Genomic DNA, 26,581 nt, shown 5'->3' with positions numbered 1-26,581 from the left:
GGGACGGACGAGTCACGAATCACGGGAGTGGCCGCGCGAAGGAACGCTCGGCCTGTTTGGAGTAGCAAGGCATGACAACATTTGCGACGTACGCGCGGGCCCTCAAGGCTGCCGTCCTGGGGGCCTTCGTGGCCGGTACGCTGGCCGCGTGCGGCGGCGGCGGCGGCAACGCCGGTGATCAGCTCAATGGCGGCAACGGCGGCACGGGCGGCGGCACCGGCACCGTGGCTGTGGCGGACGTGTCCGTCGTGCTGAGCAAGACGACGATGGCCAATGACGGCAGCGAAACGCTGACGTTGACGGCCACCGCGCTGGACGCGAACCGCGGCGGCATCACGAACGCGACCTTGCGTGTCGCCATCACCGACCCCAACAACTCCGTGTTCTCGTCGGCTTCGACGCTGACGACGGACAGCTCCGGCAAGGGCACGGCGACGATCTCGCTGGGTTCGGATCGCTCGCTGCGCACGGTGACGGTGAACGTGGCTGGTGGTTCCGTGACCAAGAGCGCCACGTTCAACGTGATCCAGACGACCACGCCGACGACCGAAGCGGCTGAGCTCGGGCTGTCGTTGGACAAGTACACGGCGTCGAATTCCGGCTCGGATACGATCGTGGCAACTGCAACGGCTGTGGATGCCAACCGCAATGTGTTGTCTGGCGTTCAGGTCGCCTTTGCGGTCAACAACGGCGCCACCGTTGCCGTGGTGAACGGCACCACCAATGCCGCCGGCCAGGCGGTCGCCAACGTGAAGATCGGTACCGACAAGTCGAATCGAATCGTGACCGTCACGGCGTCGAGCGGCACATTGACGAAGACTGCCAGCTTCCAGGTCAGTGGCGCCAAGCTGACCGCTTCGGCCGTGCCCTCCACACCCAATGCGGGGTCCACCGGCAACACGGTTCAATTCCGACTGTCGGACACCAACGACAACGCGATCAGTGGACAAGTCATTACCATCACCGCGCCGGGACAGACGGCTGTCACGGGCACGACGGACAACAGCGGTGCCTACACCTACACGTACACGGCGCCGACCGCACCGGGCGCGTACAACATCACCGCCGTCGGCGGCGGTGTGACCACGGTGACGTCGGTCATCGTGTCCTCCACAGGGAGCGTCATCCCGCCCGTGACCACGACGGCGGCATCGACCACGTTCTCCGCGAACCCGCAGGTCATTGCGGTCAACGCGACCGGCTCGACCACGAATCGCGTGGAGCTGAGGACCATTTTCCAGGCTGCGAACAACGCGCCGCTTCAGAACATCCGGGTGCGCTATGAGCCCTTCGGCGCGGCCTCGATCAGCGTCGGCGGCACGATCAGTTCCGGGACCTCGCTGGTTTACAGCGATGCGTCGGGCAACGCGACCTCCAGCTATTACCCGGGCACGACCGCCAGCGCCACGAATGGTCTGACCATCCGGGCGTGCTGGGATTACACCGACTTCGCCGTCGGCACCTGCCCGAACGCTTTGACAGCGACGATCACGGTCGTGTCGAGCCCGCTGGCCATCACCATCGGCACGGATGCGACGCTTCAGGAAGGCACGACCAAACTGACCTACATCAAGCGGTTCGTCGTGCTGGTGGTCGATGCCGCGGGCCGCCCCGCGGCCGGCGTGGACATCCAGCCGCTGGTCGACCTGAAGCGCTACTACAAGGGCTTCTACGCTGCTGGCGTTGATCAGTGGCTCCCGTACTACTACGTCAACAGCACCAGCAACCCCAGGGTCTCTGGAGTTGCCGCCTGCCTGAATGAGGATGATGACAACGACGGCAGCCTGGACGCAGGCGAAGACCGCAACGGGAATGGTGTGCTGGAACCGCGCAAGTCGGATGTCCAGATCTCCTATGAGGGCAGCTCGGCGAAGACCGATGCGTCAGGCCAGTTGGTCATCAAGATCGAGTACGCGAAGAGCCTCGCCACCTGGGTCGACTATGTCGTCACTGCTTCGGCGACCGGCGTGCTGAGCCCGCCCGCGACTTATCCTGGCCGACTGAGCGCCCTGGGGACGGACTTCTCGACCTTGACCTCGTCGCCGCCCTTCCAGAACAGCCCGTATGGTCGCGTGCAGCTGTCCACCGATACCGTCGGTTCCTACTGCACTGGCGCAAACTGATCATGCCGACGCCGCAGTGCCAGTGATCCTGAGCCTGGTCGGCATGCCGGGCGGTGGCAAGTCCACCGTCGGTCGCATGCTGGCCAGGCAACTGGACATCGCCTTCGTCGACACTGACGCCGAGATCGAAAAGGATCTCGGTGGCGAGACGATCAAGGACTACTTCGCCCGTGAGGGCGAAGCGTCGTTTCGGGAGCTCGAAACGCGAACTATCGCGCGCTTGCTCGACGAGGCTCAGGCCGGACGGGAACTCGTTCTCGCGACCGGTGGTGGCGCGGTGCTGCGCGAGATCAATCGCGACCGACTGAAGGCGTATTCGACAGTCGTGTACCTTCGCTCGTCGCCTGAAGAACTCTTCAGGCGCCTGCGTCACGACACTCAGCGTCCCTTGCTGCAAGTGGCCAATCCGCTGGCGAAACTGCGAGAGCTGTACGGGCAGCGCGATCCGCTCTATCGGCGCTGCGCGCATTTCGTGCTTGAGTCGAGCCGTCCCTCGGTGCATGGCCTGGCGAACATGATCCTGATGCAGCTCGAGCTCGCCGGGTTGATCGATCCGGCAAGGGTCGCGGCCACCGTGGGGGCCAGCGAGGCCCCGTACACTTCCAGGAATGACCGCACCGGCTCCTGACTCCGCGTCCACCGTCGCCATCGATCTCGGCGATCGTCGCTACGACATCCTCATCGGCTCCGGCCTCTTCGACACCTCGTCGTCCTGGTCAGGACTGCCGCGTGCTTCTGCGGCACTGATCGTCACCAACGACGTCGTCGCGCCGATCTATCTGGATCGACTGAAGCATCAACTGGCGCCTCATTACGGACGGATCGAGGCCGTGGTCCTGCCGGACGGCGAGCAGCACAAGAGCTGGGAGTCCCTCGATGTCGTCATCGACCATCTCCTCGCCGGTGCGGCCGATCGCAAGACCGTGCTGTTCGCGCTGGGCGGCGGTGTGATCGGCGACCTCACCGGTTTCGCCGCCGCGATCTACATGCGCGGCGTGCCGTTCGTCCAGGTGCCGACGACCTTGCTGGCGCAGGTCGATTCGTCGGTCGGCGGCAAGACGGCCATCAACCATCCGCGCGGCAAGAACATGGTCGGCGCGTTCTATCAGCCGGTCCGCGTCGTCGCCGATCTCGACACGCTCGATACCTTGCCCGAGCGCGAACTCTCCGCGGGGCTCGCCGAGATCATCAAGTACGGACCGATCGCCGATGCGGCCTTCCTCGAGTGGATCGAGGACAACCTCGATGCGCTGCTGGCTCGGGACAAGTCAGCGCTGGCGTATGCGGTGAAGCGCAGCTGCGAGATCAAGGCCTGGGTCGTCGGGCAGGACGAGCGCGAAGCGGGCCTGCGCGCCATCCTGAACTTCGGACACACCTTCGGCCACGCGATCGAGACCGGTCTCGGCTACGGCGCCTGGCTGCACGGCGAAGGCGTGGGTTGCGGCATGGTGCTGGCTTCCGACCTGTCGGTGCGGCTCGGATTGATGCCGGCGTCTTTCGTCGACCGGATGGCGCGGCTGATCGAGCGGGCGCGCCTTCCAGTCAAAGCGCCGGCGATGCCGATCGAGCGATGGCTGGACCTCATGAGGGTCGACAAGAAGAACGAAGGCGGCGAGATCCGGTTCGTCGTCATCGAAGGCCTCGGCAGGGCCGGCATGCGGGGAGCGCATGATGCGCTGGTGGCCGAGGTGATCGCCGCTCACACTGAGTCCGGATCCCGCTGAAAGCCTGAGACGACCATGATGCTGCTGCGCGCGCCCTTTGCCTCCGACCCCGCGCGCAGTCGCGGTCGACGGCATGCCGAGGCGTCGGCGCCGACGCGCAGCGAGTACCAGCGTGACCGCGACAGGATCGTCCACAGCACGGCCTTCCGCCGGCTGGTCTACAAGACGCAGGTCTTCCTCAACCATGAGGGCGACCTCTTCCGCACACGGCTGACGCATTCGCTGGAGGTGGCGCAACTGGGGCGTTCCATCGCGCGCAGCCTGTCACTGGACGAGGACCTCGTCGAGACGATCGCGCTGGCCCACGATCTGGGGCACACGCCATTCGGCCACGCGGGTCAGGATGTGCTGAACGATTGCATGAAGGCGCATGGGGGGTTCGAACACAACCTGCAGTCCTTGCGTGTGGTCGACAAGCTGGAACAGCGCTATCCGGCCTTCGACGGGCTCAATCTCAGTTTCGAGAGCCGCGAAGGCATCCTGAAGCATTGCAGCAAGCACGATGCACAGCGCATCGAGGACCGTGAACCCGGGGGCGTCGCGGCGCGCTTCCTTCGCGGCGGGCAACCGAGCCTGGAGGCGCAGCTTTGCAACCTGGCCGACGAGGTGGCCTACAACGCGCACGATGTGGACGACGGGGTGCGGTCGGGCCTCGTCACCTTGGAGCAACTGGAACAGGTGCCGCTCGTCCATCGTTACCTGCGCGAGACGCTGAACGCGTATCCGGGTCTGACCGGCAAGCGGCTGCTCGCGGAGACCATCCGCCGGATGCTGTCGCAGCAGGTCTACGACATCATCGACGCCACGCGCGCCGCCATCGAGGTCGCCGCGCCCGTCGACGCTCAGGACGCGCGCATGAAGGGGCCGCTGGTGCGCTTCAGCCCCGGGATGCGTCTGGCGAGCACAGAGCTGAAGCGCTTTCTCTTTGCCAACCTCTATCGTCATCCGGTCGTCCAGCAGCAGCGCGACCGGGCCGAGCAGGTGTTGCGAGAATTGTTCCAGCTCTACCTCACCGATCCCGGGCATCTCCCGCCGGACTTTGCGGATGGCGAAGACCATGCGCGAGCCTGCGCCGACTACATCGCCGGCATGACCGACCGGTTCGCGCTCAAGGAGCACGAGCGGCTCACCGGGAAGAAGCTGATCGCATAATTGGGGACAGACTACTGTTCCCTGCCATGGCCCGACTTCCCCGGCTGGCGCTCGCCGGCCATCTGCACCACCTGATCCACCGCGGGCACAACCTGCAGCCCATCGTGGTCGACGACGACGATCGCCGGGCGCTGCTCGCCGCGCTGCAGGACAGCGCCGCCACTCACAAGGTTGCGATCCACGCGTACGTCGTGATGCCCAACCATCTGCATCTGCTGGCCACGCCTGCAGCCGATGAAGGTCTGAGTCGCATGATGCAAGCGCTGGGGCGTCGCTACGTGAGCGCCTTCAATCTGCGCCACGGCCGGGTCGGTACCTTGTGGGAAGGCCGTTTTCGGGCCGCGCCGCTGGAGGCGGAGAGTCATCTGCTCACCGTCATGCGCAGCATCGAGCTGAACCCCCAGCGTGCGGGCCTCAGCGCCGAGCCCGGCGACTTCGCGTGGTCGTCGGCGGCGCACCATCTCGGACGCCGACGCGACCCGCTGATCAGCGATCCGCCTGGATTCTGGGCACTCGGCAATACGCCGTTCGAGCGCGAACTCGCCTGGCGTCGCTGGCTGGAGGAGGGGGAGTCGGAAGTGGACCGTGCGCGCCTCATCGACGCGGCGCTCAAGGGGTGGCCGCTGGGATCGGCACGTTTCCTGCAATTGCTTGGCGAGGTCAGCCCGCGGCCAATGAGCCCGCGTCCGCGTGGGCGTCCTCGCAAGAACAAGGCCTCGGCAGCAGAGTGATCGAGTCTGTCCCCAATTAATCGATACCTGCAGGCAACGTTCGCTCTAATTCGAGACTGACCCCATTTAGTTGTGCTTGTGCCGCTGCGGCACGCGTCTTAACCTGCGCGGGTTTCGTTATCCGAGAGTCCAGGAGGCCACCGATGTCGGCAGCTCAAGATCCGCGCCCCGCGCAAGCATCGTCCCCCGTCGAGAACCCGGCCGCCATGCCGGTGAGCGGCCCGTCCACGAACGAGATCCGCGAGCTCGCCGCCCACGGCCTGTACGACGGCGCCAATGAAAAGGACGCTTGCGGCCTCGGCTTCGTGGCGCACATCAAGGGTCAGAAGGCGCATCACATCGTCCAGCAGGGTCTGAAGATCCTGGAGAACCTGGATCACCGCGGCGCGGTCGGTGCCGACAAGTTGATGGGTGATGGCGCCGGCATCCTGATCCAGATCCCGGACGAGTTCTATCGCGCGGAGATGGCGAAGCAGGGCGTCACGCTGCCCCCGCCCGGCGAGTACGGCGTCGGCATGATCTTCCTGCCGAAGGAACACGCGTCGCGCCTGGCCTGCGAGCAGGAACTGGCCCGCGCGATCAAGGCCGAAGGTCAGGTGCTGATCGGCTGGCGCGACGTGCCGGTGGACCGCGACATGCCGATGTCGCCGACCGTGCGCGAGAAGGAACCGATCATCCGGCAGATCTTCATCGGCCGTGGTCCGGACATCATCGTCCCCGACGCGCTCGAGCGGAAGCTGTACGTGATCCGCAAGACGGCCTCCAGCGCGATCCAGGCGCTCAAGCTGACGCACAGCCGCGAGTACTACGTGCCGTCGATGAGCTGCCGCACCGTCATCTACAAGGGACTGCTGCTGGCCGACCAGGTCGGCAAGTACTACAAGGACCTGGCGGATCCGCGTGTCGTCAGCGCGATTGCGCTGGTGCACCAGCGCTTCTCGACCAACACCTTCCCGGAATGGCCGCTGGCCCACCCGTACCGCATGGTCGCCCACAACGGCGAGATCAACACCGTCAAGGGCAACTTCAACTGGATGCGGGCGCGCGAGGGCGTCATGAAGTCTCCCGTGCTGGGCGATGACCTGAAGAAGCTGTATCCGATCAGCTTCGAGCATCAGTCCGACACGGCCACTTTCGACAACGCGATCGAGCTGCTGACGATGTCGGGCTATCCGCTCGCGCACGCCGCGATGATGATGATTCCCGAGGCGTGGGAGCAGCACGAATGGATGGATGAACGCCGCCGAGCGTTCTACGAGTATCACGCCGCGATGATGGAGCCGTGGGACGGCCCGGCGGCGATGGTCTTCACCGACGGCCGCCAGGTGTGCGCCGCGCTGGACCGCAACGGTCTGCGTCCGGCGCGCTACTGGGTCACCGACGATGACCTCGTCGTGCTGGCGTCGGAATCCGGCGTGCTGCCGATCCCCGAATCCCGCGTCGTCAAGAAGTGGCGCCTGCAGCCGGGCAAGATGTTCCTCATCGACCTCGAGCAGGGTCGCATCATCGATGACGAGGAACTGAAGACCCAGTACGCGAACGCGCGCCCCTATCGCCAGTGGATCGAGAACGTCCGCGTCAAGCTCGACGAGATTCCCGCGCCGGAAGTCACCGCGCCCGTGTTCCCGGCTTCGCTGCTGGACCGCCAGCAGGCCTTCGGCTTCACCCAGGAGGACATCAAGTTCCTGCTCGCGCCGATGGCCGCGAATGGCGAGGAAGGCATCGGCTCGATGGGCAATGACAGTCCGCTGGCCGTGCTGTCCGACAAGAACAAGCCGCTCTACAACTACTTCAAGCAGCTGTTCGCGCAGGTGACCAACCCGCCGATCGATCCGATCCGCGAGGCGATCGTGATGTCGCTGAACAGCTTCATCGGACCCAAGCCCAACCTGCTCGACATCAACGCGGTGAATCCGCCGATGCGGCTGGAAGTGACGCAGCCCGTGCTCGACTTCGAGTCGATGGCCCGCCTGCGCGCGATCGAGCATCACACCAACGGCAAGTTCAAGCCGTACGAGCTCGACATCACCTATCCGCTGGACTGGGGTCGTGAAGGGGTGGAGGCGCAACTCGCCTCGCTGTGCGCCGAGACGGTCGACGCCATCAAGGGCGGCCACAACATCCTGATCATCACGGACCGCCATCTGAGCGCGAACCGCGTGGCGATTCCGGCGCTGCTGGCGCTGTCGGCCGTCCACCACCACCTGGTGCGCGAGGGGCTGCGTACGACGGCCGGCCTCGTCGTCGAGACCGGCACCGCGCGCGAGGTCCACCACTTCGCCGTGCTCGCCGGCTTCGGCGCCGAAGCAGTCCATCCTTATCTGGCGCTGGAGACGCTGCAGGCGATGACGTCGGAACTTCCGGCTTCGCTGTCGGCCGACAAGGCGGTCTACAACTACATCAAGGCGGTGGGCAAGGGGCTGTCGAAGATCATGTCCAAGATGGGCATCTCGACCTACATGTCCTACTGCGGCGCGCAGATCTTCGAGGCCATCGGCCTGAAGGCCGACCTCGTCGCCAAGTACTTCCGCGGCACGCCGACGCAGGTCGGCGGCATCGGGGTGTTCGAGGTCGCGGAAGAGGCCCTGCGCCTGCACCGCGCCGCCTTCGGCGACGATCCGGTGCTGGAGCACATGCTCGACGCCGGCGGCGAATACGCCTGGCGCGCCCGCGGCGAGGAGCACATGTGGAGCCCGGACGCGATCGCCAAGCTGCAGCACAGCACGCGCTCGGGCAAGTTCGACACGTACAAGGAATACGCCCAGCTGATCAACGATCAGAGCAAGCGTCACATGACGCTGCGCGGCCTGTTCGAGTTCAAGTTCGATCCGAGCCAGGCGATCCCGCTGGAGGAGGTCGAATCGGCCGCCGACATCGTCAAGCGCTTCGCGACCGGCGCGATGTCGCTCGGCTCGATCTCCACCGAGGCGCACGCGACGCTGGCCGTCGCGATGAACCGCATCGGCGGCAAGAGCAACACCGGCGAAGGCGGCGAGGATCCGGCGCGTTACCGCAACGAGCTCAAGGGCATCAAGATCACGGCCGGCACGAAGATGTCGGACGTCGTCGGCAGCAAGGTGGTCGAAGTCGACTACGAGCTCAAGGACGGCGACTCGATGCGCTCGCGCATCAAGCAGGTCGCGTCGGGGCGCTTCGGCGTCACAACCGAATACCTGGTCAGCGCCGACCAGATCCAGATCAAGATGGCGCAGGGCGCCAAGCCCGGCGAGGGCGGCCAGTTGCCCGGCGGCAAGGTCACCGACTACATCGGGTTCCTGCGTCATTCGGTGCCGGGCGTGGGTCTGATCTCGCCGCCGCCGCACCACGACATCTACTCGATCGAGGACCTGGCGCAACTGATCCACGACCTGAAGAACGTCAACCCGCGCGCCGATGTTTCGGTGAAGCTGGTGTCCGAAGTCGGCGTCGGCACGATCGCGACCGGCGTGGCGAAGGCCAAGGCCGATCACATCGTGATCGCGGGGCATGACGGCGGCACTGGCGCCTCGCCGTGGAGCTCGATCAAGCACTGTGGCACGCCGTGGGAACTGGGTCTGGCGGAAGCGCAGCAGACGCTGGTCCTGAACCGCTTGCGCGGCCGCGTGCGCGTGCAGGCCGACGGCCAGATGAAGACCGGTCGCGACGTCGTCATCGGCGCGCTGCTGGGCGCGGACGAGTTCGGCTTTGCGACGGCCCCGCTGGTCGTCGAGGGCTGCATCATGATGCGCAAGTGCCACCTGAACACCTGCCCGGTCGGTGTGGCGACGCAGGATCCGTTGCTCCGCAAGAAGTTCAGCGGTAAGCCCGAGCACGTGGTGAACTACTTCTTCTTCGTTGCGGAAGAAGCGCGTCAGATCATGGCGCAGCTGGGCATCCGCAAGTTCGACGACCTGATCGGTCGGGCCGACCTGCTCGACACGAAGAAGGGCATCAGTCACTGGAAGGCCAAGGGCCTGGACTTCACCCGCGTCTTCCACCGTCCGGAACTGGCGGCCGACGTGGCCCGCCTGCACAACGACCAGCAGGACCACGGCCTGGATCGCGCGCTGGACGTCAAGCTGATCGAGAAGTGCCTGCCCGCGTTCGAGAAGGGTGAGAAGGTGCGCTTCATGCAGGAAGTGACCAATGTGCGCCGCACCGTGGGCGCGATGCTGTCGGGCGAGTTGATCCGTCGCCGTCCTGAAGGCCTGGACGACCAGACCATCTTCATCCAGATGGAAGGCACGGGCGGACAGAGCTTCGGTGCCTTCCTGGCGCCGGGCATCACCTTCTATCTGATCGGCGACGCCAACGACTACACCGGCAAGGGCTTGTCCGGCGGTCGCATCGTCGTGCGTCCGTCGATCGACTTCCGGGGAGATGCGACGAAGAACATCATCGTCGGCAACACCGTGCTGTACGGCGCGACCAAGGGCGAGGCCTTCTTCCGCGGCGTCGCCGGCGAGCGCTTCGCGGTGAGACTGTCCGGCGCGACGGCAGTGGTCGAAGGGACCGGCGACCACGGCTGCGAATACATGACCGGCGGTACCGCGGTTGTGCTGGGCAGGACGGGTCGCAACTTCGCTGCCGGCATGAGCGGCGGGGTCGCGTACGTCTTCGACGAGGACGGTCAATTCGCCAAGCGTTGCAACACCAGCATGGTGTCGCTGGACAAGCTGCTGCCCGCGCACGAGCAGGAAGCGACGATGGACAAGGCGCTGTGGCACAAGCTGGGCGACGGCGAGGCCCGCACCGACGAGGCGCTGCTCAAGAAGCTGATCGAGGACCACCACCGCTGGACCGGCAGCCAACGCGCGCGGGACATCCTGGACCACTGGGCCGAATCGCGCGCCAAGTTCGTCAAGGTGTTCCCGAACGAGTACCGCCGCGCCCTGGGCGAGATGGGGGCGGCCAAGGAAACCGCCGCCACGATCGCCCAGGCCAAGGCCCCCGCCGCCAAGGCCAAGGCCTGACCGTCACCGCATCGAAGATTCAGGAATTCAGGAGCGAGCCGCCATGGGAAAAGTCACCGGCTTCATGGAGTACGAACGTCTGGAAGAGGGCTACGAGCCCGTCGAGGCGCGTCTCAAGAACTACAAGGAATTCGTCATCGGCCTCAACGTCGAGCAGGCGAAACAGCAGGGCGCGCGTTGCATGGACTGCGGCACGCCGTTCTGCAACAGCGGGTGCCCGGTCAACAACATCATTCCGGACTTCAACGACCTCGTGTACCGGGGCGGGGACACGGATTGGAAGAGCGCCATCGCGGTGCTGCACTCGACCAACAACTTCCCCGAGTTCACCGGGCGCATCTGCCCCGCGCCCTGCGAGGCCGCCTGCACTTTGAACGTCAATGACGACGCGGTCGGCATCAAGTCGATCGAGCACGCGATCATCGACCGCGCCTGGGCCGAAGGCTGGGTGCCGCCGCGCCCGGCGAAGGTGAGGACCGGCAAGACCGTGGCCATCGTGGGCTCAGGCCCGGCGGGTCTGGCGGCTGCGCAGCAGCTGGCGCGCGTGGGGCACAGCGTCACGGTGTTCGAGAAGAACGATCGTGTCGGCGGTCTGCTGCGTTACGGCATTCCCGACTTCAAGATGGAAAAGAGCCACATCGACCGCCGCGTCCAGCAGATGGAAGCGGAAGGCGTGGTCTTCCGCACCGGCGTGATGGTGGCGCATCTGCCCGAAGGCTCGAAGGTCACGAACTGGGCCAAGGACGTGGTGACGGCGGACGAGCTGATGCAGCAGTTCGACGCCGTGCTGCTGGCCGGCGGCGCCGAGCAGTCGCGCGACCTGCCGGTGCCGGGGCGCGATCTGGCGGGCGTGCATTTCGCGATGGAGTTCCTGCCGCAGCAGAACAAGGTCAACGCCGGCGACAAGCTCAAGGGCCAGCTGCGCGCCGACGGCAAGCACGTCGTCGTGATCGGCGGCGGCGACACCGGCAGCGATTGCGTCGGCACCAGCAACCGCCATGGCGCCAAGAGCGTGACCCAGTTCGAGCTGATGCCGCAGCCGCCCGAACTCGAAGACCGTCCGATGACCTGGCCCTACTGGCCGATCAAGCTGCGCACCTCGTCCAGCCACGAGGAGGGCTGCGAGCGCGAGTTCGCGATCGCCACCAAGGAGTTCCTGGGCGAGAAGGGTAAGGTCACCGGTGTGAAGACGGTGCGCGTTGAATGGGTCAACGGCAAGGTGGTCGAGGTCCCCGGCAGCGAGCAGATCCTGAAGGCGGATCTCGTGCTGCTGGCGATGGGATTCGTGAGCCCGGTGGCCGCGATCGTCGAGGCCTTCGGCGTCAGCAAGGATGCCCGCGGCAATGCCAAGGCGACGACGGACTTCACCGGCGGCTACAAGACCAATGCGGCCAAGGTGTTTGCCGCTGGCGACATGCGCCGCGGTCAGTCGCTGGTCGTGTGGGCCATTCGCGAAGGACGGCAGGCTGCGCGTTCCATCGATGAGTTCCTGATGGGGGACAGCGCGCTGCCTCGTTGAGACGAACCAGTGGCGCGCGAAGTATCCCGTGCGCTCTGTCCTCAAGCCCGCCGGTGAAAGCCGGCGGGCTTTTTGTTGACCTTCGTCATTGTTCGCCCATGAAAAAACCCGCCGTCTTGCGAGGGCGGGTCTTGTGATGAGCGCGCGGTGCCGGATCAGTTGCGGAGCGGGATCTCGCGCCAGTTGATCAATCGACCTGATCCTGTGGCGGCCATGCCAGTATCCGCCGTGCAGTCACTCACGCAGCACGGTTCCCCTCCAGCGCCGCAGTTGCCGCCGCCGTTGTCATCAATGCCGGGACGTCCCGCGATCACCAGCTTCACTGAGTCATTGCGATCCTTGATGAACCGGACGGCGTCAACCACGAAGGTGGCGTTGATTTTGCTCGTCACCCCAGTATTCAGATCGATGGTGAGCACCCTGCTGGAGCCGCCGGCGCTGCAAGCGTCAGTGGAGGATGGCCGCACGGCAGCAATTGCGACAAGATTATCGAGGGCGTCGGCCTCGCTGACGATCTGATAGCCGGCGCTTCCGGTGGCGGTGGGGACGTCGATCACATAGCCGACCTTGGTTGTCGGATCTACCGCCGCTGCTGTCGTGCTGATGTTCAGGAAATCGTGTCGGAGCGTGCTTTCGGTGAATGGAAGGGTGATGCCGGTGGGCAGGTCCGTTGCGATGGTCGGGCGAGCCTGGTAGCCGTCCATGATCGCGTAGACGCGGTTGGTGCGGGTCGCGGTGAGGTCATCCGTGCTGAGCAACTGACCCGTCCCGACGACGACCCAGCGACGATTGCCGTTGGAGTTGATCACCGGGGTCGGCGACGAGGTGACCGGCAATTCTCCGCCGGCCGCATTGGTGAGCTTGGCCAGCTTCACGGGCGCAGGGTAGGCGCCGGAGGTGGCCGTCAGATCCAGGCGCCAGAGGTTGCCGCGCAGGTCGCCTGCATAGATCGACTCCACCGTGGCGTCTGTGCGGTCGCGGTAATAGGTTTGCAGATGGGTCACGCCCGCGGGCGCCTGGGCGGTGCCGTCGTCTCCCGCGCCCAAAGCGATCTTCTGGATCAGCGCGCCGGTGGCTGCGTTCAGAATGTAGAAATAGCCCTTGCCGGTCGCATTGTTGTTGTATCCAGACCCGACGACGACGACCCAACCCCATTGGGCTGTCTTGGTGATAACGGGCGTTCCGAAAGTGAAGCCCAGATCGGCATCCTTGAACTCCCACATCACACGCTGCGCCGCCGCGGCTTCCGTGGTCACGTCGTTCACATCGGTCAGATTGAGCGCCCAGATGCTCTTCCCGCCTTTGCCCAGGCCACCGACGGCGATGCTGCGCCATTGGCCGGTCGTCGTGCTGCCGCCGGTGCGCGCGACGTCGACGTATGCCACCTGAGGACGGGCATCGATCAGATAGCGGTGTTCATAGTCCGGGTTGCCGGTGGCTGCAATCCCATCGACGCTTGGGGTGCTCCCAGGTCCGGTGATGGCGGGACTCGGGATGTAGGCGAAGATTTCGCTGCCGCCATCCGCGCGCGTGGTCGATCCGTTGATCACATGAACCAGCCCGCTGTTGGCGCCTGCGATCAGGATGTTCGGCTGCAAACTTCGTGCTGTCGCGAACGCGGAGTAGCCGGGGTTGGCGGCGTCGGCAAGCAAGCCTGCCGGCGGAGGTCCGAGTACCACGACCTGACTGTTGATGATGTCCCCGACGTAGCTGTTGCGGACGCGATAGGCGCGCGTGCTGGTCGGGCTCGGCGAATTGGCTTCGTTCTTCTTGTCGCCACGCACATAGGCAACAAAGTCCGCCCCGTCGCTGGCCGACGTGTAAGTCGGATTGATCGCCGTCTGCTGCGTAGACGTGAGGCTGTTGTAACGGAAGACGATGCCCGCGCCCGGCGTATTGCCGGAGGCCGGCGCAAAGGTGACGACGCGCCGACGTGTGTCCCAGCCGTTGCCGTCGGTGCCCAACTGGGTGGCCAATTTGTCGCTGAATTCCCATGCGAAGTTGTAGGCGATGGGATTGCCGAGCATATTGATCGAGAACGCGCTGATCCTGCCGGTCCAGCCCGCTGACTCATAGGATGAGCTGTACGACTCAGTGCCCGAATCGACGTCGTTGCCGGCGGTATTCACTGACGATGTGAAGGCCGCGATGCTCGAGACGATGCTGGCGAATGCGCTGTTCAGGCCATTCACCATCTGGTCCGCTTTCGCCGCCGTGTAATAAGTGTCGGGGCGCAATTGTCCGCCGACAGTGTCGGAGGTCGGGCCGGTATGCCAGGCGGATACAGGCAAGTCGGTGGAGGTGCCCAGCGCATCCCAATCGCTTGGAATGGTCGCGCCGCCGTAGCGAGTGGCCAGGTAGAACTGGTTGTTGGCCTTGTAGGTCTGGAGCTCCTGCACGTCCAGCCAGTAGGTCTTCACCGTCTGCTTGCCGTCCATCGTCGGACGGATGTCCTGCGTGTTGGCCCAGTAAGCCATGCCCGCCATCAGCGCGCCGTTGTTGGTGCAGCAGCCGTTGTAGGGCTGTTGATTCGACAACGAGGCGTCCACACCGCTGAGCGCCCCCACCTTGTTGGTCCAGATCGTCGCGTCGAACGCGGTGTCGGCGGAGACCGCCGCCGGCTTGGACGGCTCGGAGCGGCCAGTCGAGCCTGGAAGGTTACGGTCGGCGTGGGTGTTGACGTCGCCGATGCCCAGGATGAAGTTCCTCTGGCAGGAATAGAGAATGGGGTCTTCCCATGTCGTGATGACGGGGAAGCCGTCCGCCTGCGTCGCGCGAGCGGTCGAGCCGGTGGGCGGATTGGTCCACTCCGGCACGTTGGGCATGTTGCGGAGATAACGCAGCGCGGCGTAGTAGAGCTCGCCCACCGGGTCGTAGGTCTTGTACGACCCCGGATTGATCTCTCCGAACTTGTTCAGATAGTTCATCACCCCGCTGTCCTGGATGGTGATGCCCCATGAAGTTGCCGTAGCAAGCGCATCTGCGCGGTCGGGGTTCTTGACCATCACCCCGGTAGACGCATCCCATTCGAACCCAGCGTTCGCTACCGGATCCGAACCTGGCACCGGGCGGGTGGGACCCACGAACTTCTGTTTGGCACGGAGGACACCGCCATCGCGGTTCAGGTCTGAGTCGTTCAAGTAGCCGAAGGCGCTGAAGCGGATCTTCGACGAGTACTTCTGGATCAGTCCTTCAGGCTTGAAGTTCCCGCCGTCGTAGGCGACGCAGTTGCTCTCCAGACCGCCGGCGGCAGTGCTGGGATCGCAGACCTTGACGCGCACGACCACTTGCCAGACAGAGTCTTCGCTCCAGCCGTTATTTCCCGGTGCGGTGAAGGCGTTGATCCTGCTTTCGTCGTAGTTGTTACCGTTCCGCGTGAAGCGCAGATTGGCGCCCAGTCCCTGCACACGCAGTCGGATCCCGGCCCACCCCAGCGGCGTTGCGCCTGCGATGACGTTGCTGCTCGTGATCGTGCGGTCGGGGAAGTTGCCGGTGCTGCCCTGACCGCTGGCGTAGGCCTTTTCAAGAATGGTGGTCGTGGCGTTGTCCGTCACCCGGTAGCCGCCTGTCAGCGCCCACCGGAACGGATCGATGGTCTGCATCGTCGCCCAGTTCAAGAAGTTGCCGCTCCACTTCTTCCCGTTGCAGGCGCGCCCGGTGGCGACGCCGGCGGGTTGGAAGTAGCCCGAGGCGTAGACGTAGTCGTAGCACTTGTTGGGATCGAAGTACCCCAGGTAGGTGGACGCCGTCGTGTAGTTCTCGATGTGGGCATTGCTGACTGCGGTGGGGAATTCCACCGACAGCGCCAGCGCCAAGTTGCCGGGCACGGCGAACGCGGAGAACACCGGCTGGTTGGCAAGCGTTGTCTGCGACATGGCGGGTCCGGCGAGGGACGCCACGGTCAACACGACGGCGACGCCGAGGTGCCGGATCGGGGATTGGTGCTTGTTCATCGGAGGCCTCAGTTGCTGACGGTCGCCTGGTAGAAGGATTGCGCGCCGCGCGGCCCGTCCACCCGGACGGTGATGCGGTACAGCGGTTTGGGGTTGGGCGCGATGTCGCCCGGGCTCTTGCCGCCCTGCGATGGCGTTGATGCGGTCGCGCAGGTGGCAGCATTCATCAGGCCGTCGTTCTGGCACATGCGATCGATGACGTAATAGACCGTGAGTCTCGCGAGATCCGTGGCGCTCTCGCCGCTGACCGCGTTGTTCAGGTCGATGACATTGGTCGCAGAAGCGATGCCGCCCATGTTCCCAGGCGTGGGCATCGTGGTGAGGACCAGCGGAATGCCTTCCGCGGAGGTGTTGAGCATGGCTGCGCTGTAGTTCAGCGACGCATTGTTGGCGTTCAATGCACTGGCCGCGTTGATCGAGTCCATGGCGCGGCGCATGGCGCGATCGGCCTGATTGGTCATGTCGCGCTTGAACCCGAAGTTGCCGACGTTCGCCAGCGATACGTTCATCGAACGGATGGCTGCAACGGCGCCAATCATCAGCACGGCCAGGGTGATCAGCGCGATCACCATGATGACGCCGCGGGAGCGGCGGACAGGATGGGCTTGCATGGGCATCGTGGAGGAAAGGGAGGATGATCCGACCGGGCGCTCAGGGCGGGGGCGGGCGGCCGCTCATGGCGATCAGGTTGCGCAGCGGAATGGTGAACTCGACGACTCGATGGCGGCGCGTGCGGTCGGCGACCGTGTAGTTCAAGCGTTGGGCGGAAGGCAAGCTGGGGAACATGGCGACCGTGGCCGGCGCGATATTGACCGCCACGCCCTTGTCGGGCGCCTCCTGCAGTTCCGAGCGCAATACCATGCTGATCTTCACAGCCAAGATGCGGTTCATCAGGTTCTGGGCTGCGGATGTGCCGTCATTGAGGTTGGCCGGGGCCCAGGTGCCGGACGGCGTCACCCAGCTGTCCACCACGCCGGCCGTCGCGCTGCCAGCGGCATTGACGCCGTACATCACCCGCATGTCGACGACGCCGTCGGCCAGCGGCACCGGGTTCTGCGAGCTGTCGTTGGTGAACTGCAGCAGGTCGTAGCGCACCAGTTGCTGGCTGTCATTGACGCCGAGCAGCATCAGCTTCGGCGGGTTGCCGTTGGTGGCGTTGCCTAGCACCATGGCATTCGCGGTGGCCGCCGTAGAGCGCGTATTGATCGATTGCGAGCCGATCGACGTAGCGAAGTAGGCGCCGGCCAGATCGAGCTGCTGCGAGGCGCCGCCCGCTGCCGTCGACGTCACTTGCTCAAGCATGCACGGCTGGCTCGCTTCTGAGATCAGCAGCAGGTCGTCCCCGCGGATGCCGACCGTCGTCGTAAGGCGCAGGGTGTTCGTCTGGATGCTGTTCAGCCGCACCTGGGTCGCGGTTTCGCCAAGGCCGCCGGTTCCTAGCATGAACTGAAGCACGTCGGAGCCGCCGGCGCCCGCGCCGGGGTAAGCGAGAACCGGCATCATCCGCACGCTTGTCGTGACCGTGCTGAACGGGGCGGGGAACGCCGCCAGTGCCGGCAGGATCTGCGTGCCGTTGCGTGTGGCAAACAGCTGGCAGCCGTAGGTCTCCGCGCGCGTGACGCTGAAGCCTGACCCAGCGCTGCGCAGCTGACGATCGAGGTCGTAGGCGAGGTAGCCGGAATTGGTCGACAGATCGGAGGTCGCGCTGTCCTGGCGCTTGCTGGTTTCAAAACGCGAAGACACCGTGGCCATTGCGACGATGACCACCAGCGCGATCACCATCGACACCATCAGTTCGATCAGCGAGAAGCCGCGAGCCGGCGACGGACGGCGGGGGGAGAGGGGGCGTGCTTGGAGCTTCATGATCAGTTGGTCAGCCGCACGTCGGTGTAATAACGACGTTGCACACCGTTGGGCGGGGTCCACACGATGGTGATGCGTGCAACGTTGTTGGCCGCGGTGATCGTGCCGACGCCGCTGGGCAGACCCATGTTGACGGGGTCCGCGACCCGGGCGTTCCAGGCGGTGACCGTTACGGCGGGCAGCGAGATGGTGCGGGACAACCACATCTCGGTGGCGATCTCGTTGGCCAGCACGGCGGCCCGCTGCGCGTCGTCACTCGAGGTGGTCGCCTGGGACGCTCGTGCCATGAGCGACATCAGGCCCAGCAAGCCGATCGTCATGACGACGATCGCACACATGATCTCGATGAGCGTCATGCCGCGCGCACGGCGAAGACGCACGGATCGGTCGGAATGGGTCGGCTTCATGTCGTAGGCGACTGGTTGATGACGGGGCAGCCGTCCGGCAGGGCGTCGGACAGTAGGCGGGTCTTCTCGCAGGTGCGGACGGTGCCGCCCAGCGTCAACCAGACCTGCAGCTGCTTGAGGTTGGCCGTCGTGGCGGTGGGCTCGACGGCATAGATGATCCGGCCATTGCTGCCTGTCGTGCAGGCGACTCCCACGGCGGTCTGTGACGCCGTGAGCGACATCGGACGTCCATTTGCGCCGAAACACACCGCGGTCGGTCCGTTGAGGGCGAGCCCGTTGGCGTTCTCCAGCGCGTTGCCGCACTGTGCGCCGGTCGCGGCGCCACCCGCGATCAGCGGCAGGATCTTGATGACCCAGCGCGTGCCGTTGGCTGCGGCAGTCTCGCCGCCGGTGCAGGTGGGGTCGTTCGTACGGAAGAACACGACCTGGCGGAAACTCCGCACCGCTTCGGCCTGCGCCTGACGGAGGTTGCTCTGCAGCGCTGACGCGTTGGCGCGGATCTGCGCGTTGAGGGCCCAGCTCCGGATGCCGGGAACGGCGAGGGCGGTCATCAGCGCGATGATGGACACGACCACCATCAGCTCGACGAGCGTCATGCCGCGGGCGCGGGTCAGCACGTGTCCCCCTTGCGGGTGATCCAGCGCGTGGTGCAGTTCCAGCCGGTGCCGCCAGGGCCTGTCGTCGTGCGCTCGTCCCGTTGGTTCACCGTGTAAGTGAAGCCGGTGGTCGGGCCGCTCCCGACTGCCTGGATCGTGTAGGCCGTCGCAGTGAGCGTGGTGCAGGAAATGGTGAAGTTGCCCACCACCTTCGGGTCGGCGCAGGGGCTGGCCGCCACGCCGGAGGCCGAGGCGTAGGTGCGGAAGTCCTGGAAATATCTTTCGAGGTCGGCGCGCGAGGTCGTCAGGGCCGTGATGCCTTCGGTGATCTGGCCGCGGATGACGTAGTTGCGGTACGCCGGCAGGGCGATCGCCGCCAGGATGCCGATGATGGCCACGACGATCATCAGCTCGACCAGCGTGAAGCCCCGGGCGGCGCCGCGTTCACGGCGAGCAAAAGTGGTCTTGAGGGTCCCGAACATGAAGCGCTCCTTGTTGACGAAATTATCGACAGCATCGTTCGAAAGGCGAGCCCGCTCGTCGTGCCTCGGATTCCGCCCGTCTTTCGGCGATCTCCGGATGTGAGGTGCGTCACAAGCCGGCGACCGGGGTCCCCGGCCAAGCCCGACGTCAAGCCGGCTCATATATCTGCACCCCGCCCCAGGTGTCCTCCGGCATCAATTCGGGCTTTACCCTATGATCCCGGCTCCCGGACGCCTGCCGCCCGGCTTCGTCCCGGATCGATCCCAAGGAAATGGCATTCACTGATCCCAATTCATCCAGAAGCGTCCGCCCACTGATCGAAGTGAAGGATGTGACCGTTGGCTATGGCGACCGGGTCATCCTGCAAGACGTCAACGTGACCTTGCCGCGCGGCAAGGTGATGGCGCTGATCGGTTCGTCGGGCGGCGGCAAGACCACGCTGCTGCGCCTGTTGACGCGTCAGCTGAGGCCGCGCTCCGGACAGGTGCTGTTTGACGGCAACGACCTCGCTCCGATGGACCAGACCCAGCTCTACGCGCAGCGTCGCCGGATGGGGATGCTGTTCCAGTTCGGCGCGCTGTTCACCGACCTGAGCGTGTTCGAGAACGTCGCCTTCCCGCTGCGCGAGCACACCCGTCTGCCCGAGGCCATGATCCGCGACCTCGTCCTGATGAAGCTCAACGCGGTCGGCCTGCGCGGCGCCCGTGACCTGATGCCCAACGAGGTGTCCGGCGGCATGGCCCGTCGCGTCGCACTGGCACGCGCGATCGCGCTGGATCCGGACCTGGTGCTCTACGACGAACCGTTCGCGGGCCTGGATCCGATCTCGCTGGGCGTGACCGCGCGCCTCATCCGCGATCTCAACGATGCGCTCGGCCTGACCAGCGTCATCGTTTCCCATGACATCCACGAAACCTTCGGCATCGCCGATCACGTCGTGATGGTGGCCAACGGCGGCGTCGTCGCCCAGGGAACGCCGGAGGAGCTGCGTCACAGTTCCAACCCGCTGGTTCATCAGTTCGTCAACGCCGAGTCGGACGGCCCAGTGCGCTTCCACCAACCCGCCAAGCCGGTCCGCGAGGACTTCGGCCTGCCGCAGGAGGCGTCGGCATGATCGGTTTTGCCACCTCAATCGGTCGCGGTCTGCGCCTGAAGCTCGGTGACTGGGGCAGCGCGGCCCGGCTCCTCGGCATGCTGCTGCTGCATCTGGGCGCCTGCCTGCGCCGCTTCTCGCTGGTGCGGGAGCAGATCTTCTTCCTCGGCAACCGCTCGCTGTCCATCATCGGCGTGTCCGGCCTGTTCGTCGGATTCGTGCTGGCGCTGCAGGGCTACTACACGCTGCAGCGATACGGTTCGGCGGAGGCCGTCGGCTTGCTGGTCGCGCTGAGTCTGGTGCGCGAACTCGGACCGGTGGTGGCGGCACTGCTGTTCGCCGGCCGCGCCGGAACCTCGCTGACCGCGGAGATCGGCCTGATGAAGGCCGGTGAGCAGCTCAGCGCCATGGAAATGATGGCGGTCGACCCGGTGCAGCGCGTGCTCGCGCCGCGTTTCTGGGCCGGTTTCATCGCGATGCCGCTGCTCGCTGCCGTGTTCTCTGCGGTGGGCATCATCGGCGGCTGGCTGGTGGCCGTGCCCTTGATCGGCATCGACGCCGGATCGTTCTGGTCCCAGATGCAAGGCGGCGTCGACGTGTTCAAGGACGTCGGCAACGGCTTCGTCAAGAGCGTGGTGTTCGGCGTGACCGTCAGCTTCGTCGCCCTGCTGCAAGGCTATGCCTGCAAACCGACGCCCGAGGGCGTGTCCCAGGCGACGACGCGCACGGTCGTGCTGTCGTCGCTGGCGGTGCTGGGGCTGGATTTCATCCTCACCGCCATGATGTTTTCGATCTGACGCGCCGCGCGCGATCCGTCGACACCCCAACCGAATTCAAGAGATATCTCGGAGTTGCCTGATGCAATCCTCTCGTTATGACGCGCTGGTCGGATTCTTCGTGCTGCTGGGCGGAGCGGCCCTGCTGTTCCTGGCACTGAAGGCAGGGAACCTGCTGTCGCTGAACTTCCAGGACACCTACATCGTGACCGCCAAGTTCGACAACATCGGCGGGCTGAAGCCCGGCGCGGCCGTCAAGAGCGCCGGCGTCGTGGTCGGCCGTGTCGGCACCATCAGCTTCGACGACAAGAGCTTCCAGGCGCGTGTGATCCTGAACATGAACCAGGGCGTCGCGTTCCCCAAGGACAGCTCGGCCAAGATCCTCACGTCCGGCCTGCTCGGCGAGCAATACATCGGCCTGGAACCGGGCGCGGAAGAAAAGAACCTCGCCGCGGGCGACATCATCACGCAGACGCAGTCGGCGGTGGTGCTGGAGAACCTGATCGGCCAGTTCCTCTATAACAAGGCGGCCGATGCGTCCTCGACGCCGGCCTCGGGAGAGAAGCAATGAAGACCACCACCACGGTCGGGACCGCCGGAGCGGGACGGACCGAACTCGCGGCCGCTCTGCTGAGCGCTGCCCTGCTGGGCGTCGCGGCGCCGGCGATGGCGCAGACGGAGCAGCCGCTCGGACAGGCGCTTGAGCAGCCCCTTGAACAGCAGCAGATCGCCATCTTGACTGCACCGATCGCCGAGGAGGCCGTCGAGGCGCTGCAAGCCGCCGAACAGCAAGTCACCGAGCCGAAGCCGGCGGAGCAGCAAGCCGCCGGGGATCAGGCGGAGCAGGACCAGGCGGCCACTGCCGCCGCGCCCGCGTCCGCTGCCTCGTCGGCGGAGCCGGCCGCGGCAGGACAAGCCGGCGCTGCCGCAGCCGCAGCGCAGGATGCGCCGGCCCCAGGCCCGCGCGTGCGCAACCGTCTCGACCCGTGGGAAAGCTGGAACCGCAAGGTCTTCAACTTCAACGAGAAGCTGGACGAGAACCTGCTGCGCCCGGTTGCCACGGCCTACTCGGACCTCGTGCCGCAGCCGGCTCGCCAGGCCGTCGACAACTTCTTCGGCAACTTCTCGGATGCCTGGTCGGCGGTCAACCTGTTCCTGCAGGGCCGCTTCAAGACCGGCGCCACGCAGACGATGCGCGTCGCCGTGAACTCGGTGTTCGGCATCGCCGGCCTGATCGACATTGCCACGCCAGCCGGCCTGGAAAAGACCTCCGAGGACCTGGGCCGCACGCTCGGCTACTGGGGTGTCAAGACGGGCCCGTACATCGTCTGGCCGCTGCTGGGACCGTCGTCGCTGCGCGACTCGGTGACGCTGCCCGCCAACATCTACTACTCGCCGGCCTACCTGTTCGACGACGGCGAATACAAGTTCGCGATCTCCGCGCTCCAGCTGATCAACACACGCGCCAACCTGCTGCGCGTGACCGACATGCTGGACGGCATCGCGTTGGACAAGTACACCTTCGTGCGCGACGCCTACATGCAGCGTCGGACCATCAAGACGCACAAGGAACAGGAAGAGGATGACGACTACGAAGTCATCACCCCGGATGAAAAGCCGGTCAACCCTCAAGGCGACCGCTGAAGGTCCGTGAAGGAAGGTTGAACGCCGCAACAACCGGTAACGCCCATGGGGGCGGCCGGTGAACCGGCACCGGACTTGCCGCGTTGTGATCCGGTCCGTGTCATGAAGAGAGAGAAAGGACAAGCATGAATGCCACCAAACGACTGCTGCTCGGCGCGATCGTCTCGATCGCCGCGCTGAGCCCGCTGGCCTCCTTCGCCGCCGACAGCTCGGCGCCGGATCAACTGATCCGCGAGCTGTCGATCGAGACGCTGGACGCCGTCAAGGGCGACAAGGCGATCCAGGGCGGAGACGTCAACAAGATCATGCAACTGGTCGACACGAAGGTAATGCCGCACGTGGACTTCCAGCGCATCACCGCCACGGCGGTGGGCCGCTTCTGGCGCCAGGCGACGCCGGAGCAGAAGCAGCGCCTGCAGGACGAGTTCAAGACGCTGCTGGTGCGCACGTACGCGGGTGCTTTGACGCAGGTCAAGGACCAGACGATCGCCATGAAGCCGATGCGCGCGTCGCCCGAAGACAAGGAAGTCATCGTGCGCACCGAGATCCGCGGCAAGGGCGATCCGATCCAGCTGGACTACCGCCTGGAGAAGCTGGATTCCGGCTGGAAGATCTACGACGTGAACGTCCTCGGCATCTGGCTGGCGGACCAGTACAAGAACAGCTTCGCGCAGGAGATCAACGCCAAGGGGATCGATGGCTTGATCAAGTCGCTGGCCGAGCGCAATGCGCGTCCGGCCACGGCCGCCTCGGGCGCGAAGAAGGGCTGACGCGATGTTGAAGCTGCCGTCGCGGCTGCGCCTGGAGAACGTGCCCGAGGAATGGGTGCGGCTCGAAAGCGCGCTGCGCGCCGAACTGGCGCAGGTCGGCAACGCCGCCGGACGCAGCGTCACGCTGGATGCCAGCGGGCTGACGGACTTCGACTCCGCGGCGCTGAGCCTGCTGCTCAGCGCGCTGCGCTTGTGCGGTCAGGACGGATGGCAGCTGACGCTCCAGCAGGCGCCGCGCGAGTTGCGTGAACTGGCGCGCGTGTATGCGTTGGAGCATCTGTTCTGGGCCGACGCCCCGGCACCCGCCGAGATGGTGTGACGGGAACGTCTCCAACGACATCGGGCCGCTGACGCGGCCCGATGTCTTTTCAGCGCTGCGTTTTCAGCATCACTGCGCGTAGCGCTTGGTGCGGAGGTTGCGCTTGATTTCCTGCAGCATCGGGCGAAGGTTTTCACCCAGTCGCAGCGCGACGCCGGTGGTCAGCACGTCCACGACGATCAGGTGCAGCAGCCGAGACACCATCGGGCTGTAACGGTCGTAGTCCTCCGGGTGATCGACGGCCAGCAAGACCTGACCCGGCAACTGTCCCATCTGGGCCAGCGGCGAACCGCTCGCGGTGATGATGATCGTCGTCGCCCCCTTCTTGCGGGCGATCTCGGCGGCATCCATCAGATCGCGGCTGCGGCCCGAATTGGAGATGATCACCGCACAGTCGCCGACGCCCAGCATGGTTGCGCTCATCAACTGCACATGGCCGTCGCTGCATGCGAAGGTGTTGGCACCGAGTCGGAAGAACTTGTGCTGCGCGTCCTGCGCCACGATGCCGGAGTTGCCGACGCCGTAGAACTCGATGCGTTGGCGCTGGCGGGCCGTTTCAGACAGCGCCGTGATGGCGCGGTCAAAAGCGTGGCTGGCGGCGTCGTTGCGGTAGTGGAGCAGTGCAGCGACGGCGTTGTCGACCACCTTCACGATCAGGTCGCCGGGCTTGTCGTCCTCGTCGACGGCGCGATGCACGAAGGGCACGCCTTCGTTCACGCTGCCGGCGAGCTTCAGCTTGAAGTCGGCCAGGCCGTCGTAGCCGACGCTGCGGCAGAAGCGCACCACCGTCGGCTTGCTGACATGGGAGCGGTCGGCAAGCTCGCTGACCGGCAGGCTCGCGAACGAGCGCGGGTCGGCCAGCAGCAGCTTGGCGACCCGCTGTTCGGCGGGCGGCAGCGCGGGCAGCGCGGCCTTGACTCGTTCGAGCATGCTCATCGCGTCAGCATTCCTCGATCCAGGAGTGGCCGTCACGGGCCACCAGCGCGCTCGATGCGGGAGGTCCCCAACTGCCGGCGACGTAGGTGCGCGGGCCGGTGCTGTCCTGTTTCCAGAAGTTCAGGATCGGCTCGACCCAGCGCCAGGCCTGTTCCTGCTCGTCGCTCCGCACGAACAGGTTGAGGCGCCCGGCGATCGCGTCCAGCAGCAGCCGCTCGTAGGCACCGACGCGCGTGTGGGCGAAGGCCTTGTCGAAATCCAGGTCGAGCGAGACCGGGCTCAGCGCCTCGGTGCTGGAGCCACCCTTGTTGGCCATCAACTGCAGCTCCAGGCCGTCCTCGGGCTGCAGCTTGATGATCAGCCGGTTGGGACAGCTGCTGCCCGGGAAGATCGGATGCGGCACCGGACGGAAATTGATGACGATCTGCGCGTCGCGCGCGGCGAGGCGCTTGCCGGTGCGCAGATAGAAGGGAACGCCGGCCCAACGCCAGTTCTGGATCTCCGTCTTCAGCGCGACGAAGGTTTCGGTGTGGCTGTCCGGCGGGATCTTGCCTTCGTCCAGATATCCCGGCACCGGCTTGCCCTCGGCATTGCCGGCGCGGTACTGGCCGCGCACCACATCGCGGGCGACGCTCTCCGCGGTGAACGGCTTGAGTGCGCGCAGCACCTTCAGCTTTTCGTCGCGGATGGCGTCAGCGTCGTTGCTCGACGGCGCTTCCATCGCGATCATCGTCAGCAACTGCAGCGCGTGGTTCTGGATCATGTCGCGCAGCGCGCCGGTGCCGTCGTAGAACGGGCCGCGCGTGCCGACACCCAGGCCTTCGGCCAGCGTGATCTGGATGTTGGCGATGCTCTCGCGACGCCACAGCGGTTCGAACAGCGCGTTGCCGAAGCGCAGCGCCATCAGGTTCTGCACCGACGGCTTGCCCAGGTAATGGTCGATGCGGAAGGCCTGCGTCTCCGAGAACACCGAGCGGACGACGCGATTGATCTCCTGCGCGCTGGCCAGATCGTGGCCCAGCGGCTTCTCCAGCACCACGCGCACGTTGTCGCCGTTCAGGCCGGCGGCGCCGAGCTGCTGGCAGATCTGCGTGAACAGGTGAGGGCTGGTCGCCAGGTAGAACACGACCGTGTCGGCGTTGCGCTCGCCGAGCCATTCCTTCAGCCGCGCGTAGTGGTCGGGCTGGGACAGGTCCATGCGGCGGTAATGCACCAGCTCGGAGAAGCGGGCGAACTCCTCGTCGTTCGGTCGCTTGCCGGCCTCGACTTCCTGGAAGCGCTCCTTCAACCATTCGCGGTAGCGCTCGTCGGACTGCTCGTCGCGGGCGACGGCCAGGATGCGGCCGCCTTCGGGCAGCTTGCCGTGGCGGAACGCCTGGAACAGCGCGGGCATCAGCTTGCGCCAGGTCAGGTCACCGGTGCCACCAAAGAAGACGAGGTCGAAGGACATGAGCGCGGCGCCCCGCGTCGGGGCGTAAGAGTTGTTGGCGATGTCTTGATGTAACGAAGTTACCGGAATTATGATGCCCCAGTTTCTTGG

The 26,581-nt window shown here is 65.5% G+C and carries 21 protein-coding genes; 13 read left to right on the top strand and 8 right to left on the bottom strand.

Features of this window, described 5'->3' with window-relative positions; translation table 11 throughout:
• The first annotated feature begins 71 nt into the window (after positions 1 to 71).
• From ACQZ13_RS25885 to ACQZ13_RS25855, 7 genes are all read left to right on the top strand, one after another.
• Positions 72 to 2,123 (top strand): Ig-like domain-containing protein, encoded by a 2,052-nt coding sequence (locus ACQZ13_RS25885; protein ID WP_431048721.1) that lies wholly within the window; start codon positions 72 to 74, stop codon positions 2,121 to 2,123.
• Positions 2,124 to 2,145: 22 nt separating this feature from the next.
• Positions 2,146 to 2,751 carry a shikimate kinase gene (locus ACQZ13_RS25880; protein WP_431048720.1) on the top strand — a complete coding sequence of 202 codons (606 nt, stop codon included), beginning with the start codon at positions 2,146 to 2,148 and terminating at the stop codon, positions 2,749 to 2,751.
• On the top strand, positions 2,732 to 3,847 hold the full coding sequence (gene aroB / locus ACQZ13_RS25875) for a 3-dehydroquinate synthase (protein WP_431048719.1): 1,116 nt from the start codon (positions 2,732 to 2,734) through the stop codon (positions 3,845 to 3,847). Before ACQZ13_RS25880 ends, aroB begins: the two co-directional genes overlap by 20 nt.
• Positions 3,848 to 3,862: 15 nt before the next feature.
• Positions 3,863 to 4,999, top strand: coding sequence for a deoxyguanosinetriphosphate triphosphohydrolase (locus tag ACQZ13_RS25870; protein ID WP_431048718.1), 1,137 nt, complete (start codon positions 3,863 to 3,865; stop codon positions 4,997 to 4,999).
• A 26-nt stretch (positions 5,000 to 5,025) separates the two neighbouring features.
• The gene (locus ACQZ13_RS25865) at positions 5,026 to 5,730 is read left to right on the top strand and encodes a transposase (protein WP_431048717.1); all 705 of its coding nucleotides are present in this window, start codon (positions 5,026 to 5,028) and stop codon (positions 5,728 to 5,730) included.
• Positions 5,731 to 5,936: 206 nt separating this feature from the next.
• Positions 5,937 to 10,682: a glutamate synthase-related protein gene (locus ACQZ13_RS25860; RefSeq protein ID WP_431053390.1), complete on the top strand. Its 4,746-nt coding sequence runs from the start codon at positions 5,937 to 5,939 to the stop codon at positions 10,680 to 10,682.
• 43 nt (positions 10,683 to 10,725) lie between these two features.
• Positions 10,726 to 12,201, top strand: a complete 1,476-nt coding sequence (locus ACQZ13_RS25855; RefSeq protein ID WP_431048716.1) for a glutamate synthase subunit beta — start codon at positions 10,726 to 10,728, stop codon at positions 12,199 to 12,201.
• A gap of 155 nt (positions 12,202 to 12,356) precedes the next feature.
• Here ACQZ13_RS25855 and ACQZ13_RS25850 read toward each other — a convergent pair whose 3' ends face one another.
• From ACQZ13_RS25850 to ACQZ13_RS25825, 6 genes are read right to left on the bottom strand one after another with little or no spacing between them, the layout of a single operon-like run.
• Positions 12,357 to 16,154 carry a pilus assembly protein gene (locus ACQZ13_RS25850; RefSeq protein WP_431048715.1) on the bottom strand — a complete coding sequence of 1,266 codons (3,798 nt, stop codon included), beginning with the start codon at positions 16,152 to 16,154 and terminating at the stop codon, positions 12,357 to 12,359.
• An 8-nt stretch (positions 16,155 to 16,162) separates the two neighbouring features.
• On the bottom strand, positions 16,163 to 16,765 hold the full coding sequence (locus tag ACQZ13_RS25845) for a hypothetical protein (protein WP_431048714.1): 603 nt from the start codon (positions 16,763 to 16,765) through the stop codon (positions 16,163 to 16,165).
• A gap of 40 nt (positions 16,766 to 16,805) precedes the next feature.
• Entirely contained in the window at positions 16,806 to 18,017 is a 1,212-nt protein-coding gene (locus ACQZ13_RS25840) for a PilW family protein (RefSeq protein WP_431048713.1), read from the bottom strand.
• A 2-nt stretch (positions 18,018 to 18,019) separates the two neighbouring features.
• On the bottom strand, positions 18,020 to 18,424 hold the full coding sequence (locus ACQZ13_RS25835; protein ID WP_431048712.1) for a type IV pilus modification PilV family protein: 405 nt from the start codon (positions 18,422 to 18,424) through the stop codon (positions 18,020 to 18,022).
• Positions 18,421 to 19,041, bottom strand: coding sequence for a pilus assembly FimT family protein (locus ACQZ13_RS25830; RefSeq protein ID WP_431048711.1), 621 nt, complete (start codon positions 19,039 to 19,041; stop codon positions 18,421 to 18,423). Before ACQZ13_RS25830 ends, ACQZ13_RS25835 begins: the two co-directional genes overlap by 4 nt.
• Entirely contained in the window at positions 19,035 to 19,502 is a 468-nt protein-coding gene (locus tag ACQZ13_RS25825) for a type IV pilin protein (RefSeq protein WP_431048710.1), read from the bottom strand. The genes ACQZ13_RS25830 and ACQZ13_RS25825 overlap by 7 nt, the downstream gene beginning before the upstream one ends.
• Before the next feature lie 272 nt (positions 19,503 to 19,774).
• Between ACQZ13_RS25825 and ACQZ13_RS25820 the strand changes: the two genes are divergently transcribed.
• The 6 genes from ACQZ13_RS25820 (at position 19,775) to ACQZ13_RS25795 (ending at position 24,105) form a co-directional block, all read left to right on the top strand.
• Entirely contained in the window at positions 19,775 to 20,617 is an 843-nt protein-coding gene (locus ACQZ13_RS25820) for an ABC transporter ATP-binding protein (protein ID WP_431048709.1), read from the top strand.
• Positions 20,614 to 21,393, top strand: a complete 780-nt coding sequence (mlaE, locus tag ACQZ13_RS25815) for a lipid asymmetry maintenance ABC transporter permease subunit MlaE (RefSeq protein WP_431048708.1) — start codon at positions 20,614 to 20,616, stop codon at positions 21,391 to 21,393. Before ACQZ13_RS25820 ends, mlaE begins: the two co-directional genes overlap by 4 nt.
• A gap of 61 nt (positions 21,394 to 21,454) precedes the next feature.
• Positions 21,455 to 21,943 carry an outer membrane lipid asymmetry maintenance protein MlaD gene (gene mlaD, locus ACQZ13_RS25810; protein ID WP_431048707.1) on the top strand — a complete coding sequence of 163 codons (489 nt, stop codon included), beginning with the start codon at positions 21,455 to 21,457 and terminating at the stop codon, positions 21,941 to 21,943.
• A complete protein-coding gene (locus ACQZ13_RS25805) occupies positions 21,940 to 23,016 on the top strand; it encodes an MlaA family lipoprotein (RefSeq protein WP_431048706.1) in 1,077 nt (358 codons plus the stop codon). The genes mlaD and ACQZ13_RS25805 overlap by 4 nt, the downstream gene beginning before the upstream one ends.
• 125 nt (positions 23,017 to 23,141) lie before the next feature.
• Entirely contained in the window at positions 23,142 to 23,786 is a 645-nt protein-coding gene (locus ACQZ13_RS25800; RefSeq protein ID WP_431048705.1) for an MlaC/ttg2D family ABC transporter substrate-binding protein, read from the top strand.
• Positions 23,787 to 23,790: 4 nt separating this feature from the next.
• A complete protein-coding gene (locus ACQZ13_RS25795; protein WP_088407904.1) occupies positions 23,791 to 24,105 on the top strand; it encodes an STAS domain-containing protein in 315 nt (104 codons plus the stop codon).
• 69 nt (positions 24,106 to 24,174) lie between these two features.
• Here the strand turns inward: ACQZ13_RS25795 and ACQZ13_RS25790 are convergent, their stop codons facing one another.
• Positions 24,175 to 25,035, bottom strand: a complete 861-nt coding sequence (locus ACQZ13_RS25790; protein ID WP_431048704.1) for a MurR/RpiR family transcriptional regulator — start codon at positions 25,033 to 25,035, stop codon at positions 24,175 to 24,177.
• A 10-nt stretch (positions 25,036 to 25,045) separates the two neighbouring features.
• Positions 25,046 to 26,491, bottom strand: a complete 1,446-nt coding sequence (gene zwf, locus ACQZ13_RS25785) for a glucose-6-phosphate dehydrogenase (RefSeq protein ID WP_431048703.1) — start codon at positions 26,489 to 26,491, stop codon at positions 25,046 to 25,048.
• Between the last annotated feature and the right edge of the window lie 90 nt (positions 26,492 to 26,581).

This window comes from Roseateles sp. L2-2 (assembly GCF_050613215.1).
In the GTDB taxonomy this organism is placed as follows: Bacteria; Pseudomonadota; Gammaproteobacteria; order Burkholderiales; family Burkholderiaceae_C; genus Roseateles; species Roseateles noduli.
This window is presented reverse-complemented; position numbering and strand designations above follow the sequence as displayed.